This is a genomic window from Corallococcus macrosporus, from assembly GCF_017302985.1.
Taxonomy (GTDB): Bacteria; Myxococcota; Myxococcia; order Myxococcales; family Myxococcaceae; genus Corallococcus; species Corallococcus macrosporus_A.
The window spans coordinates 1,487,392-1,501,839 of sequence record NZ_JAFIMU010000007.1; the positions used below are offsets into that span (position 1 = coordinate 1,487,392).

Sequence of the window (14,448 nt, forward strand, 5' to 3'; positions counted from 1 at the left end):
TCATCAAATTGAGATAGGCTAAGTCAATGGCATTGCGCGCAATCTCAAGTCAGAATAACGTCCACTTCCGCACCTGCAACCTGTGTGAGGCCATGTGCGGCGTGCGCATCGAGGTGGCGGACGGGCGCATCACGTCCATCAAGGGCGACGCGGAGGACCCGTTCAGCCGAGGGCACATCTGTCCCAAGGCCGTGGCGCTGCGCGACCTGCACGAGGACCCGGACCGGCTGCGCCACCCCATGAAGCGCACCGCGTCCGGCTGGGAGCGCGTGTCCTGGGAGGACGCGTTCCGCGACATCAGCCAGCGGCTCCATGACCTCCAGAAGGAGCACGGACCGAACGCCGTGGGCGCGTACCTGGGCAACCCCAACGTGCACAACCTGGGCGCGATGATGTTCGGGCCCATGCTGCTTCGCGCGCTGCGCTCACGGAACCGGTTCTCCGCGACGTCTGTTGATCAGCTCCCCCACCAGCTCGCGGCCCACCTCATGTTCGGCCACCAGTTGCTGGTGCCCATCCCGGATATCGACCGCACCCGGTACATGCTCATGCTGGGCGCGAACCCGCTTGCGTCCAATGGCAGCCTGATGACGACGCCGGACGTGCGGGCCCGGCTGCGCGCCATCCAGGAGCGCGGCGGCAAGGTGGTGGTCATCGACCCGCGCCGCACGGAGACGGCGGGCATCGCGGACCAGCACGTCTTCATCCGTCCTGGCACGGACGCGCTCGCGCTGTTCTCCCTGCTGCACGTCGTCTTGGAAGGCAACGCGCACCGCATGGGCCGGCTCGCGGCGTTCGTGGACGGCTTGGACACCGTGGTGCCGCTCGTCCGGGACTTCGCTCCGGAGCGCACGGCCCTGCACACCGGCATCGCGCCGGAGGTGCTTCGCGGCATCGCGCGGGGCTTCCTCGCCGCGGATGGGGCCGTCTGCTACGGGCGCGTCGGCGTGTCCACGCAGCCGTTCGGCTCGCTCTGCCAGTGGCTCATCAACGTCCTCAACATCGTCACCGGCAACCTGGACCGGGAGGGCGGCGCGCTCTTCACCCTGCCCGCCTTCGACCTCATCGGCGGGCCTCGCGCGTTCGGCGTGGGCCCTGGCAGCCATGGCCGCTGGAAGAGCCGGGTCCGCGGCCTGCCGGAATCCTCCGGGGAGCTGCCCGTCGCGGCGCTCGCGGAGGAGATCCTCACTCCAGGCGAGGGACGCATCCGCGCGCTCATCACCGTGGCCGGCAACCCCGTGCTGTCCACGCCCAATGGCACGCAGCTGGACGCCGCGCTGGGGCAGCTCGACTTCATGGTGAGCGTGGATCCGTACCTCAACGAGACCACGCGCCACGCGCACTACATCCTGCCGCCCGCGTCGCTGCTGGAGCGCGGGCACTACGACCTCGTGTTCCACGTGCTCGCGGTGCGCAACACGGCGAAGTACTCGCCGCCGGTGTTCCAAGCGGGTCCGGACTCCTTGCAGGACTGGGAGATTGCCCTGGAGCTCCAGCACCGGCTGGAAACCCTGCGCAAGGGGCGGAGCGTTCGTGCCCGGCTCCAGCACCAGGCCCTCAAGCGGCTGGGGCCGGAGCGCATCCTCGACCTGGGCCTTCGCATGGGGCCGTATGGCACTCGCTTCCATCCGCTCAAGAAGCACGGCCTGTCGCTCGCGAAGCTTCGCGCCGCGCCGCATGGCATCGACCTGGGGCCGTTGAAGCCCAGCCTGCCCGGCCGGCTCCGCAACCGCTCCAAGCGCATCCAGTTGGCGCCGGAGCTGTTCGTCGCGGACGTGGCCCGGCTTCGCGCCGCGTTCCCGGACGACGCGGCCCCCCGCGAGGGCGAGCTGCTGCTCATCGGCCGGCGGCACCTGCGCGACAACAACTCCTGGATGCACAACGTGGCGGGACTGGTGAAGGGCCGCCCGCGCTGCACGCTGATGATCCACCCGGACGACGCCTCACGCATCGGGCTCACCGATGGCGTGAACGCCACCATCCGCTCGCGCGTGGGTGAAGTGACCGTGCCCGTCGCCGTCACCGCCGACGTGATGCCCGGCGTCGTCAGCCTGCCGCACGGCTACGGCCACCAGCGTCCGGGCATCCGCCAGCAGGTCGCCAGCGCGCATGCGGGCGCCAGCATCAACGACCTCACGGATGATCAAGCGCTGGACGTCGTCAGTGGCAACGCGGCCTTCAGCGGGACGCCCGTGCAGGTGCGTCCGGCCTGAGGCTCTTCAGCGGTACACGGGCGCGGGCAGCACGGGCGGCACCACCGGCGCGGCGGCCGCCACCTTCGCCTTCGCGCGCCACACCAGCGGCGTGAGCGCCCCCACCAGCACGAACACCGCCTGCACCGTGTGCGCGAGCAGCGCGATGGACATGGCCTTCGCGGCCGTGGTCCCCATCGCTCCCGCCGCCAGCGAGAACATGCCGTCCGTCACGCCCACCTGCCCGGGCACCAGCGAGCCCATCGCCAGCGCCACCAGGTAGAGCCCCTGCGTGAACAGCGCCTGCACCACCGTCGCGTCGATGCCCACCGCGTGCGCCAGCACCGCGTACTGCATCACCTGCAACACCCGGCTGCCCAGGAACGCCAGCATTGGCCGCCACGGACACAGCCCTCCGGCGCACACCGACGTCTGGAATGCCTCCGCGTGCGTGCCCCACTTCCCGCACCGCCTGCGCATCCACGCGCCCAGCCGCTTCGCCCGGAGCGCCGCGCGCACGCCCAGCGACGCGAGCAGCAACACGAAGCCGTGCACCAGCATCGCCACCGTGAACGCGCTCCAGCCCGTCATCACGTAGGCCGCCAGCGCGCACGGGAAGGAGATGAGCCCTCCGGCCCCCAGCGACGCCGACTGCGACGTGGCCGCCGCCGCCGCCGCCGCCGCGCCGCCAGTGTAGGGCGTCAACATCGTCGCCTTCGTCGCCTCCGCCGCCGTCCGGCCCGCGGGCGCCATGCTCGACACCGCGGTGCCAATCAATTGCGCCCTCACCAACACCGACAGGGGAACCTGCCCCGAGCGGGCGCCATAGGACAGGCGCGTCGCCGTGGCGTCGCAGGCCTGCCGTCCCATTTCGAGGAACACCACCCAGGGGAGCAGCGGCAGCGCGTCCGCGAGCGTCGCCTTCAGTTCCCCCGCGCCGGCCTTGTGCACCAGGGTGCCCAGCATGCCCAGGCCCCCCATCGCGAACAGGGGCTTGAGCACCGTGAGCAGCCTGCGTCTCCAGACGCACGGTGTGGTGGAAAGCCCCTCCCTGACGACGGCCCCCGGCCCGGCCAGGGCCCCTTCGTGGTGCACGTTGCTCACTCGCCCTCCTCGCCCGTCCCCACCCGCCCCACCGAGGGGTCCATTTCGGAACCTGTGCAGCCCCCACCTTCATGGCGAGGCCCGATCGTCGACGGCCGGTAGCCTCCTTCCTCTCGCGTCCTCGGGTGGACAGAGCACCGCGCCCCGCGGGCGACGAATGCAGGCCGGGCGGATCCATCCACTCGCGGATGCACACCGCGCGTGGAGTCACAGCGCACGCTCGGCAGCAGCGCGGAAGGCGGTTAGGGTGGCGCCGCCTTCACAGCGCGGGAGCAATGCCATGAAAGCAGTGCGCTTCTCGGCCTTCGGGCCGCCCCCCGATGTCGTCCAGGTGGTGGAGGAGCCGCCTGTGCCGCTGAAGCCCGGCGAGGCGCGGCTGGCCGTGCTGGCCACGCCCATCAACCCCTCGGACCTGCTCACCCTCTCCGGTGAGTACGGCGTGCTGCCCAAGCTGCCCGCCACGCCCGGCAACGAGGGCGTGGGCCGCGTGGTGGAGGTGGCCGGCACGGACGCCGTGAACGTGGGCGACCTCGTGTTCCTGCCGCTGGGCGCGGGCACCTGGCGTACCCACCTCACCGCGCCCGCCGCGCAGCTGTTGCCCGTGCCGCCGGGCCTGGACCTGCTCCAGGCGAGCATGCTGCTCATCAACCCGCCCACCGCCTACCTGATGCTGCGCCAGTTCGTGACGCTCCAGCCCGGCGAGTGGGTGGTGCAGAACGCCGCCAACTCCGCGGTGGGCCGCTACCTCATCACGCTGGCGCAGGTGATGGGCCTGAAGACCGCCAACGTCGTGCGCCGCCAGGAGCTGGCGGACGAGCTCAAGGCCCAGGGCGCGGACGCGGTGCTGCTGGACACGGATGAGCTGCCCAAGCAGCTGCGCGCGGCCACGGGCGGCGCGAAGGTGCGGCTGGGCATCGACGCGGTGGGCGGCGACTCCGCCCGCAGGGTGGGCGACTGTCTGGCCACGGGCGGCGTGCTGGTGAACTACGGCGCCATGAGCGGCAAGGGGCCCCAGCTGTCCGCGGCGGCCTCCATCTTCAAGGACGTCACCCTGCGCGGCTTCTGGCTGACGCGCTGGCTGCGCGACGCCCCGCGCGAGGAGCAGAACGCCACGCTCGCGCGGCTGGCGGAGCTGATGGGCGTGGGCACGCTCCAGGCGCCCGTGGACGGCACCTATCCGCTGGAGCGCATCCACGACGCGGTGAAGCGCGCGCTGGAGCCGGGCCGCAACGGGAAGATTCTCCTCACCCCCAACCCCGCGGCGTGAAGCACCCGCCGCTCACATGAAGGAACGACGACCATGAAGCGAGTCGAAGGCAAGGTGGCCCTGGTGACGGGCGGCGCGGGGGGCCTGGGTGCCGCGTCCGCGCGGCTGCTCGCGCGCGAGGGCGCGAAGGTGGTGGTGACCGACCGGCGCGAGGCGGAAGCTCGCGCGGTGGCGGAGGAACTGGGCGACGCGGGCCTGTTCGTCGCGCTGGACGTCACGCGCGAGGACCAGTGGGTGAGCGCGCTGGCGCGCACGGTGGAGAAGTTCGGACGGCTGGACGTGCTGGTGAACAACGCGGGCATGGGCATCGTGAAGGACATCGAGGAGATGTCCCTGGACGAGTGGAAGCTCGTGCACTCGGTCAACCTGGACGGCGTGTTCCTGGGCTGCAAGCACGGCATCCGCGTGATGCGGGAGACGAAGTCGCAGGGCGGCTCCATCATCAACATCTCCTCCATCGCGGGGCTCGTGGGCGTGCCGCAGTTCCCCGCGTACTGCTCCAGCAAGGCCGGCGTGCGCATGCTGTCCAAGTCCGTGGCGCTGCACTGCGCGTACAAGGGCTATGGCATCCGCTGCAACTCCATCCACCCGGGCTACGTGGAGACGGCCATGGTGGAGGCGCTGGCCCAGGCCGGCGGCCAGGCGGACAAGACGCGCGCGCGCATGCTCAAGGGCATCCCCGCGGGCCGCTTCGGTGAGCCGGACGACGTGGCCAACGCCGTGGTGTACCTGGCGTCGGACGAGTCCAAGCTGATGACCGGCGCGGAGATGGTCCTCGACGGCGGCGCCACCGCGCAGTAGCGCCCCGGGCCTTCACGGCGGCGCCCGGGGACGTCACTCCCAGGGCGCCGTCAGCAGCTCCCCGAAGCGCAGGGCCAGCTCCATGCGGCCCACCATCCGCTGGCCCCAGGCGTTCGCCTGCGCGGCCCAGGTGACGGGCGTGAGCCCCAGCGTGTCGAAGAGCTTCATCACGTCCGCGCCCCGCTGCATCGCGATGATCATCCGCGCGTAGTCCACGAGCGTGGGGAAGGCCGTCTCCGGGAAGACCACCTCCTGGTCCACGGGCTTGGGCGGCACGCGCGGCTGGAGCGTGGACAGCATCAACTGGGCCTGCACGCGGGCCTTCGTCTCCTGCTGCTCGCGTTCGATGGCCTGCTGGGCCTCGCGCGCCTCGGCGTCGCGGCGGGCAACCTCGGCGCGGCGCTCCTGGTCGCGGCGGCGGGACTCGGCCACCTGGCGGTCGATTTCGCGCCGGCGCTCGCGCTCCTCGTTCTCGCGTCTGCGCTCGCGGCGCTCCCGCATCATCCGCAGCGCGTCGTGCGTGTCGTCCAGGAAGTCGCGCTGGATGTCCGACTCCTCCGCCGGGGACGGCGTGGTGCGCACGCGCCGCTCGAAGGCGGGCAGCCACGCCTCGAAGTGGTCCAGCTCCGCGTCCAGCGCCGGGAGGACGGCCGCGTCGCGGGACTCCAGCCCGTTGCGCAGCGCCATGGCGCCCCTCGACACGGACAGGGACGCGGTGCGCGGGCGCATGACCACCAGTTCCTCCGCCGCGTCCCAGAGGGCGCGCAGCCGCCGGGGCAGCGCGTCCACCGGCGCGTCGTCCAGCAGCCATCGCGTCTGCTGGTAGAGCCCTTCGGGATCCACGCGCCACCAGGACTGGAAGCGCGCCAGCGGATCCGGCTCCACCTCGCACTGGTATTCCCAGAGGTGGTTGCGCCAGCCGGCGAAGGCGGTGAGCAGGGCACCGCGCTCCGCGGGATGGGATTGGAAGCGCCGCCAGACGGCCTCGACGAGCAGCTCCCGGCCGGAGAGGGCGCTCCAGGAGCGCACCACGCGCGACAGCGGCGTCACCAGGAGGTGCTGGCCCGGCCCCTCCCAGACGGCCATGAGCAGCCGGCCCGCGTGTCCCGGGTCGGGGTGCTTCTCTTCAATCCGGGTGTCCGGGACCAGGCCCATGCTCCGGGCCCGCGAGGGGAAGGTGATCAACGCTTCCAGCAGGGTGTTGCCGCTGTACGCATCGCGGGCCCAGTCGTTCAGCCGCCGCTGTTCGTCCACGCCCGAGTGGTGCAGGAAGCGCGCGAACGCGGTGTCCCCGAAGCACGCGATGCGCTCCTTCGTCGTGCCCCGGTCGATGGCGTGCACGGTCTCCTCCAGGAAGGCCCACATCGCCTCGGACTCCTCCTCTTCGGGAGCCTCGTCGTCGTCGCGGGGAGGCGTGGCGGCCCACTCGAAGAAGTCCAGCGCGGTCTCCGCGGGCAGGTCGCGCAGCACCGAGCGCGCCCAGCGGGCCCACTGCTGCTGACCCTCCACGCCCCAGGCGCGGAAGGAGAGCCGCTTCGCGAAGGAGAGCAGCTCACTCGCGAGCGACCCGACCGTGCGCAGCGACACGGTGAGCAGCGCCTCCAGCGCGCCCTCGGGCGGAGGCGAGGGCAGTTCGCGGAGGACCTCCTTCGCGAAGGCCGCGTCGCCGTCCTGCCGCAACCGCGCGAGCAGCCGGCGCGAGCCCCACTGGCTCAGGATGCGCCGCGCGAAGCGGGCGACGTCCGCGTCAGTGGAGTCCAGCGCCTGGGAGACCTCCATCTCGTCGTGGAGGCACAGGGCGCATTCGAAGCGGACGTCGGCGTCCTGGCCATACAGCCCCCGGTGCAGCGCGGCGGAGACGCTCTCCGGCGTCGCCTCCCGCGATACGCGCGACCACGCGACGGCGGCGCGCGAGGACAGCTCCGGTACGTCGAGCACGCCCAGGGCGAGGAGGCGGATCCGCTCGCGTTCCTCGGGACTCAGGCGCGGGGAGAGGCCGTTGCGCCAGCGCGTCAGGGCGAGCATGGCCTCCACCGCCATGCGCCCCTCGCCGTGCAGCAACTGGTTGCTCACGGAGAAGCGGGCCTCCCGCGACCCGTCGCCCTGGTGCACGCACGCGAGCGCGGCCAGCAGGCGCAGGGTCGGATCCGGAGACTTGTCCGCCAGCCACATCAGCGAGTCCGGCATGGGGCTGAAGGGCGCGAGCATCTCCTCCAGGGCCGTCTCTTCGATGGGCAGTATCAGCGCCCAGGCGTCCTCCAGCTCCCGCGTGAAGCCGCGCTGCACGAGGTGGGTCTCGATGCGCCGCGCGTCCTCGGCGAGTCGCAGCACCGCGCCCCACTGCCGTGCGTAGCGAGCCTCCAGCACCGCCACCTGTGAGGGCTCCAGCGCGGCGGTGCGGGCCGCCAGGGCGAAGCGATCCACTCCGGACTTCAGCAACGCCCGCGCGGAGCCATAGCGCTCCGGAGGGATGGCACCACACAGGCAATGCGGGCACGCGGCGTCAGCAGGGATGAAGCGGATGCATCCAGGGCAGCGCACCTCGGCGCCCGGGCGCACGCCGCTGTCGAGCAGGGCGGACATGCCGTGTGTCTACCCCGGTCCGGGGGCGTCGCGCACCGTCTGCTCCAGGCCCCTGGGAGAAAGAGCCAGACTGGTCCGCTCTCTTCGTATGTCTTTCCAAGGAGACACACACATGGGCGCATTGGACGGGAAGATCGCGGTCGTCACGGGCGGAAGCACGGGCATTGGCTTCGCCATCGCGGAGCGCTTCGCCAGGGAGGGCGCGGAGGTGGTCATCGCCGGACGCCGCCAGCAGCGCCTGGACGACGCGGCGGCGAAGATTGGCCGGGGCGCCCGGAGCGTCGTCACCGACGTAGGCGACGACGCGCAGGTGAAGCGGCTCATCGACTCCGTGCCTCGCGTGGACCTGCTGGTGACGTGCGCGGGCGGCGCCGTGTTCGGCGCGGTGGAGTCCGTGCCCTCGCAGTCGTGGCGGGCCCTCTTCAACGACCGCTTCTTCGGCCAGCTCTCCGCCTGCCATTACGCCGTCCCGAAGATGGCCCCGGGCAGCGCCATCCTTCTGTGCTCCGGCATCGCGGGCCACACGGCGCTGGTGAACTACGCGGGCGGCGCGGGCCTGTGCGGCGCGGTCAACGCCATGGGCCGCTCGCTGTCCGTGGAGCTCGCGCCCAAGGGCATCCGCGTCAACGTCCTCTCCCCCGGGCTCACCCGCGACACGGACATCGACTGGGGCGTCCCGCCCGACCAGGTCGGCGCGTTCCTGGACGCGCTCGTGAGCAACGTCCCGCTCAAGCGGCCAGGCACCGTGCACGACATGGCGGACGCGGCCTTCTTCCTCGCGACGTGCGCCTACGCCACGGGGCAGGTGCTCGACATCGACGGCGGCTGGACCGCGGGCTGAGCCGGAGCGCGACGCCGGGACCTCCGCACGCGGAGTGGGCGAGCATCCAACCTGGACCCTCGTCCCACTCCACCGCCAAGGGCAAGCCCGCCGGCAAGGCCCGAGCGAAGACCAGCGGACGCGCCGCGTCCAAGCGCGTCCACTGAGGCGCCGCTACTGCACCGTGAAGGTCGCGGCGCAGCCGTTCCACACGTACCAACTGGACCAGTCCCCGGTGGAGACACCGGTCGCCAGGCAGTAGCCGCCAGGGGCCAGCGTCGTCGGGACCGCGTAGTCCACCTGGAACGTGCGCGTCTGGCCCTGCGTGAACGCCTGGTTGGCCAGGGGGTTGCTGGCGACCGTGGTCGTGCCCGCCAGATTGCGCACGTCCAGCTTCACGTTCACGCCGCTCGCCGCGCCCGCCGCCTGGAAGGTGCTGGTGAGCCGCACCGTGCCGCCCCGCGCTACCGTCGTGGGTGACGTGGACGCGGACACGAGCGTGAAGCCCACCTGCGGCACTGGCGCGTTGGACACCGTGAACGACGCCGCGCAGTTGTCCCAGTAGAGCCAGGTCGCCCAGGTGGCATCCGCCACGCCCGACGTCAGGCAGTACGTCCCGTTGGCCAGGGTGGACGGAACCGCGTAGGCCATCGTGTAGGTCTTCAGCTCGCCCTGCGCGAACGCCTGGTTCGCGAACGGCACACCGGCCAGGTAGGTGCCCGCCGCATCCCGCACGTTGAGCTTCACGTTGCGGCCCGACGCCGCGCCCGCCGCATGGATGGACACCGACAGGTTCACCGTCTGCCCCGGCGCCACGGTGGAGGGCGACGCCGACGCGGACTGCGTGGCGTAGGCCTCGTTCACCGGCGGCGGCGTGCCGCCCGGCAGCGGGAAGTTGCGCGTGGTGTCGTCCAGCACCAGCACCCAGTCATTCCCTGCCCCGCTGCCAGGTGGCGTGAACTGCCGCGTGCCCGTGTTGGCGAAGGTGCCCGACACGCTCGCCGCGCCCGTGCGCGGGTTGTACCAGGTGGCGCGCACCGTCCCGCCGGTGAGCCGGCCCATGTTCACCGTGAAGGCCAGCCCGGACGCGCTGTAGACGAAGGCGTAGGCGCCGCTCGAGGAGCGCGTGGCCTGGATGCGCTGCGTGCCCGTCCCCGCGCTGGAGGCCAGCAGGGCCTGGTCCGGCGTGCGCTCCAGCATGGGCCGCGACTCGATGAGCCGGCGCAGGTGGCGCATCTGCCCCGCGCCCGCGTGGTTGAGCGCGTCGTACCAGTAGCTCAGCGGGCTGAACTGCGGCGAGCGGCCCGGCGCGTACATCTGCCAGACGGCGTTGTGCCCATAGGTGTGACCGAGCGCGCCCGCGAACACGCTCCAGTACGCGTACTTGCGCACCTCGTAGTCGTTGGAGAAACCGTTGGCGGCGTTGAAGCAGATAGGGAACTGTTCGTAGAGCGGCTCGCCATCCAGCGACGGCTTCGCGGGCGACAGGGCGTAATCGCTGGCCATGCGGTTGTAGACGTCCGTGTCCGTGCAGTGGCCGTTCTGCTGCATGTTGAAGTCCAGCCACGCCTCGTTGTGGAACCAGGTGGAGGACCTGGCGCCGCCCTTCGGGTGGAAGGTCATCAGCACCTGGCTGTAGTCCTCCGAACCCGACGCGCCGATGGCGATGCCCTTGGCCAGCGCGCGCCAGACGGACTCGTAGCCCGCGGGGCTCACGTCACCGCCGAGCACCCAGATGATGGAGCGGCCCGCGTACCGGCTGCCCAGGAACTGGCCATACGCCTGCGCGTTGGACAGCGTGAGATAGCCGTCCTGCACGAGCGTGCCCCACAGGGGCAGCAGCGCCACGTAGAGGCCGCGCGCCTCCGCCTGGTCGACGACGGAGTCGACGTGGTCCCAGAAGTCGTACTGGGTGGCATTGGCCGGGTCGCTGCCCGGCGTCACCGCGGGCGTCGTGAAGTTGTTGTTGAGGAAGGGCACGTCGCCCTGCGCGTTGGAGTACAGGCCGGTGAGCGGCCCCAGCACCACGGCCTGCACGACGGTGAAGCCCTGGTCCGCGCGGTTCTGGAGGTACGTCGCCGCCTGGTCGCGGTTGAGGTACGGGATGAGCTGCCAGGCCGTGTCCGCCATCCAGAAGAACGGCGTGCCGTCCGCCTTCACCAGGAAGCGGCCGTTGCTGCTCACGCGCAGCTTCGACAGGGTCAGGGGCGAGGACACGGTGACGGGAGCGGCCACCACGGGCTCCGGCCCGCACGCCGACAGGAGGGACAGGCACAGCAAGGACATCCAGGCGCGTCTCACGATGAGGTTCCTTGGAAGAAGGGGGAGCCGCGCGCCATAACACAGGCAGCAAGAAGGGAACTCCGATGAGCACGCCAGACGAAGCGCGTCGCGCGCTGGAGGCGCGAGCGGCCGACATCTCCGGCAGCCATGATTGGTGGCCCTGCCGCCGTGGCTGTGATCACTTCCCGAGTCGAAGCGCTGGCCCGGCAGGAGGCCTGCCGCGTCTATGCGCACCGGCCGCTGGCGTGCCGTTCGTATGGCTTCGCCGCCGCGCGCGATGGCGGCCTCTTCTGCCACTTCATCCTGGAGCTGGTGGGCCAGCACGGCGACGCGGACATCGTCTGGGCCAACCAGGACGCGCTGGAGGATGCGGTGGCGCGGCTGAGCGGCCCCACGCGCCCATTGCCCGAGTGGTTCACGCTCCCGGACTACACCTGAAAGCCTGGAAATCGTCAGCGCCCTGGCATATCCTCTCACGCGCCTGGAAACGCCTGGAGCGCCCAGGACAACCATTCATCCCGCAGGGGGAATCCACATGAAGAAGATGGGAATGATGTTCGGTCTGTGCCTCGCCATGGGTCTGTCCACCGCCAGCTTCGCCGGCAGCAAGGGCGGCTTTCCCGTCACCGTTGATACCGTGGGCCGCTTCTTCAGCGGGAGCATGGGGACGGCCCGCAACAGCACGGACAGCAATCAGAACCTGTATTGCTATACCAACTCGTCTGGCTACGGCGTGTGCTTCGCGACGGACTCGATTGGCACCAACGCGAGCTGTTACACCACCAATGCCAACCTGGTCTCGGTGATCCGCTCACTGAACTCGGATTCGTACCTGCAGGTCGCCTACGACAACACGGGCGCCTGCACCAGCATCATGGTGGGCACCGGTTCCCACCACGACCCCAAGCAGCCCTGAGCGTCGTTCGTTAGAGGCAGCCCCGCGCCATGTCTTCCTTCAGCCGCACGCTCGTCGTGCTCAACCTGATGTTCTTCGGCGCGGGGCTCGCCCTGTTCGTGCAGGGCCAGCGCGCCTCCGCCAGCTCCCAGGACCTGGAGGCCCGGCTGGAGCGGATGGAGGAGCGCCTCGACCAGTTGCTCGCGCAGCGCCAGGGCCCCGTGGCCGCGCTGCCCGGCGCACCGGCCCGGGCGCCCGAGCTGCCGGCGGACCTGGACGCGCGCCTGGAGCAGGCCGTGACCCGCGCGTTGCAGGCGCAGGCGGCGCAGGTGGCCCCGCAGGGGCCCGGGCCCCAGGACGACGGCCGGCCGCCCCAGGAGCCGCCGGTGCCGGAGGCGCAGAACGCCGCGGCGTGGGCGCACACCACCGACGTGGTGGACCGGGCCCTCTCCGCCCGCCGGTGGGGTGAGGCCCAGGCGCGCGAGCTGTCCGCGTCCGCGCCCTCCCTCACGATGCAGCAGCGCGAGGACCTGCTGCGCCGGCTCATCATGGCCATCAACCAGGGCCAGCTGAAGGTGGAGACGCGCGGGCCGCTCTTCGCGTTCTAGGCGGTCGCGGCGGCTACCGCGCCTCCGCCGCCCGCTTCAGCTCCGCGATGTCCAGCTTCACCATCTTCAGCATCGCGCGCATGACGCGGTCCCGCTTCGCCTCGTCCGGGTCCTGCATCACCTGCTGCATGTAGGTGGGGACGATCTGCCAGGACAACCCGAAGCGGTCCTTGAGCCAGCCGCACTGCACGGGCTTGCCTCCGCCCGCGAGGAGCTTGTCCCAGTACGCATCCAGCTCCTCCTGCGTGTCGCAGTCCACGCTCAGTGACACGGCGTCCGTGAAGGGAAGGCCGGGTCCGCCATTGAGCGCGATGAAGCGCTGTCCCGCGAGCTCGAAGTCGATGGTCAGCACCGTGCCCTTGGGCGCGGGGCCCGCGTCCGTGTACCGGCTGACGCTCAGGATCCTCGAGTCCTTGAAGACAGACGTGTAGAGGGCGACGGCCTCCTCCGCGTTGAAGTTGCACCACAGGCAGGTGACGATCTTCTGGGGACCGGACATGGGGACTCCTCCTGGGGCTACGGTGTACGCCGTGCCGGCCCCGGGCAGTAGCACGAAGCCAGGCCGCCCGTTCAGGGAGCGGGCTGCGTGGGGACCTTCAGCTCCCCGGAGACGATGCGCGCCCGGAGCGCGTCCACGGTGCGCAGCGCGTCCTGCTTGCCGGGGAAGTCCAGCCGCACGGGCGCCAGCCCCATGCCCCCTCCTTCAAACCCAGCGAGACGTTGCCGCCCTGGAGGCGCCCCTGGCGCTGCTCGCGGATGGCCTCGTAGACGACCAGGTCCACGTGCTTCACCACGGCGGACAGCACCGCCTTGGGCGCCAGGTGGGACGGGTCGGTGTCCACGCCAATGACATACACGGCCTTGCCCGCGTCGCTCGCCTCCTTCACCGCCTGGATGGCGCCCAAGCCGTCCACGCCGGCCGCCGCGAAGAGGACGTCCGTGTTCTTGAGCAGCAGGTCCTGCCCCACCTGCTTGCCCAGGGCGAAGTCCGTGAAGCTGCCGGTGTAGTTGACCAGCACCGTGGCGTTCGGGTTCGTCGCGGCCACGCCCGCCCGGAAGCCCGCCTCGTAGCGCTGCACCAGGGGAATCTTCATCCCGCCGACCATGCCCACCCGGCCCGTCCGGGTGGCCAGTCCGGCCAGGGCGCCCGCGAGGAAGCAGCCCTCCTCCTCGCGGAACACCACCGTGCGCACGTTGGGCAGCGTGATGACCTTGCCCTGCGCGTCCAGCAGCGGGCTGTCCACCAGCAGGAAGGGCAGCGACGGGTTGCGCCGCGCCACCGTCTCCACGGCGTTCTCCAGCATGAAGCCCACGCCCATGGCCATGGACACGTGCTGGTCCGCGAGCAATTGGAGGTTCGGCTCGTAGTCCTCCGCCACGCGGCTCTGGAGGACCACCGGCGTGATGCCCAGCGGGGCCAGCTCCTGCGCGCGCGAGGCGATGTCCGGGGCCATCGAGGCCTGCCGCTCCTGCGCGGAGGCCTCCTGGTAGCCGGCCTTCTCGTACTTCATCCCCGCGGACCACAGCTCCAGCCCGCGCAGGGCGGAGTCGTTGAACGCGTGGTCGCCCCGGCCTCCCAATCCCAGCACCAGGCCGATGGTGGGCCTGGGAGGCGCGGCCGGCGCCTCCTTCTTGCAGCCGGTGGCGGCGGCCAGCAGACACAGCGCGAAGGAGACGATTCGACGGTGTGGGCTCATCACACCGCCCTGTGTATCACGCCCGGCGAAGGCTCCCGCCGCTCACAGCCGCGTCAGCGTCGCGGGCCCGTGGCCCTGGTCGCGCAGGAACTCCAGGTTCTCCAGCAGCGCGTCGAACAGGTCACGGCCGGTGCTGGTGACGAAGTAGTTCGCCAACGAGGTGATGTCGGGCGAGAGGTTGTCGCCCCAGGACGGCCG

The 14,448-nt window shown here is 71.1% G+C and carries 13 protein-coding genes; 7 read left to right on the forward strand and 6 right to left on the reverse strand.

The window, feature by feature from the left end; genetic code table 11:
• Positions 1-26: 26 nt before the first annotated feature.
• Positions 27-2,213: a molybdopterin oxidoreductase family protein gene (locus tag JYK02_RS18335; protein WP_207052742.1), complete on the forward strand. Its 2,187-nt coding sequence runs from the start codon at positions 27-29 to the stop codon at positions 2,211-2,213.
• Positions 2,214-2,219: 6 nt separating this feature from the next.
• Here the strand turns inward: JYK02_RS18335 and JYK02_RS18340 are convergent, their stop codons facing one another.
• Positions 2,220-3,296, reverse strand: a complete 1,077-nt coding sequence (locus JYK02_RS18340) for a lysylphosphatidylglycerol synthase domain-containing protein (RefSeq protein WP_207052744.1) — start codon at positions 3,294-3,296, stop codon at positions 2,220-2,222.
• A 280-nt stretch (positions 3,297-3,576) separates the two neighbouring features.
• Between JYK02_RS18340 and JYK02_RS18345 the strand changes: the two genes are divergently transcribed.
• A complete protein-coding gene (locus JYK02_RS18345; RefSeq protein ID WP_207052746.1) occupies positions 3,577-4,563 on the forward strand; it encodes a zinc-dependent alcohol dehydrogenase family protein in 987 nt (328 codons plus the stop codon).
• A gap of 33 nt (positions 4,564-4,596) precedes the next feature.
• Positions 4,597-5,364 carry a glucose 1-dehydrogenase gene (locus JYK02_RS18350; RefSeq protein WP_207052748.1) on the forward strand — a complete coding sequence of 256 codons (768 nt, stop codon included), beginning with the start codon at positions 4,597-4,599 and terminating at the stop codon, positions 5,362-5,364.
• A 33-nt stretch (positions 5,365-5,397) separates the two neighbouring features.
• On the opposite strand, the gene JYK02_RS18355 is transcribed toward JYK02_RS18350, so the two are convergent.
• On the reverse strand, positions 5,398-7,947 hold the full coding sequence (locus JYK02_RS18355; protein WP_207052750.1) for a hypothetical protein: 2,550 nt from the start codon (positions 7,945-7,947) through the stop codon (positions 5,398-5,400).
• A 112-nt stretch (positions 7,948-8,059) separates the two neighbouring features.
• On the opposite strand from JYK02_RS18355, the gene JYK02_RS18360 reads away from it, so the two are divergent.
• The gene (locus tag JYK02_RS18360) at positions 8,060-8,788 is read left to right on the forward strand and encodes an SDR family NAD(P)-dependent oxidoreductase (protein ID WP_207052751.1); all 729 of its coding nucleotides are present in this window, start codon (positions 8,060-8,062) and stop codon (positions 8,786-8,788) included.
• 153 nt (positions 8,789-8,941) lie between these two features.
• Here JYK02_RS18360 and JYK02_RS18365 read toward each other — a convergent pair whose 3' ends face one another.
• A complete protein-coding gene (locus JYK02_RS18365) occupies positions 8,942-11,053 on the reverse strand; it encodes a DUF4038 domain-containing protein (RefSeq protein ID WP_207052753.1) in 2,112 nt (703 codons plus the stop codon).
• Between the two features lie 165 nt (positions 11,054-11,218).
• On the opposite strand from JYK02_RS18365, the gene JYK02_RS18370 reads away from it, so the two are divergent.
• The 3 genes from JYK02_RS18370 to JYK02_RS18380 all read left to right on the forward strand — a co-directional run bounded on the left by JYK02_RS18370 (position 11,219) and on the right by JYK02_RS18380 (position 12,553).
• Positions 11,219-11,488 (forward strand): hypothetical protein, encoded by a 270-nt coding sequence (locus JYK02_RS18370; RefSeq protein WP_242588793.1) that lies wholly within the window; start codon positions 11,219-11,221, stop codon positions 11,486-11,488.
• Between the two features lie 97 nt (positions 11,489-11,585).
• Entirely contained in the window at positions 11,586-11,966 is a 381-nt protein-coding gene (locus JYK02_RS18375; RefSeq protein ID WP_207052755.1) for a hypothetical protein, read from the forward strand.
• Between the two features lie 29 nt (positions 11,967-11,995).
• Positions 11,996-12,553 (forward strand): hypothetical protein, encoded by a 558-nt coding sequence (locus tag JYK02_RS18380; RefSeq protein WP_207052757.1) that lies wholly within the window; start codon positions 11,996-11,998, stop codon positions 12,551-12,553.
• Between the two features lie 13 nt (positions 12,554-12,566).
• On the opposite strand, the gene JYK02_RS18385 is transcribed toward JYK02_RS18380, so the two are convergent.
• From JYK02_RS18385 to JYK02_RS39725, 3 genes are all read right to left on the reverse strand, one after another.
• Complete coding sequence (locus JYK02_RS18385) at positions 12,567-13,052, reverse strand: VOC family protein (protein ID WP_207052759.1); 486 nt, start codon at positions 13,050-13,052, stop codon at positions 12,567-12,569.
• Positions 13,053-13,149: 97 nt separating this feature from the next.
• On the reverse strand, positions 13,150-14,250 hold the full coding sequence (locus tag JYK02_RS18390) for a BMP family lipoprotein (protein ID WP_242588794.1): 1,101 nt from the start codon (positions 14,248-14,250) through the stop codon (positions 13,150-13,152).
• Positions 14,251-14,292: 42 nt separating this feature from the next.
• Positions 14,293-14,406, reverse strand: coding sequence for an immunity 70 family protein (locus JYK02_RS39725; RefSeq protein ID WP_242588795.1), 114 nt, complete (start codon positions 14,404-14,406; stop codon positions 14,293-14,295).
• Positions 14,407-14,448 lie beyond the last annotated feature (42 nt).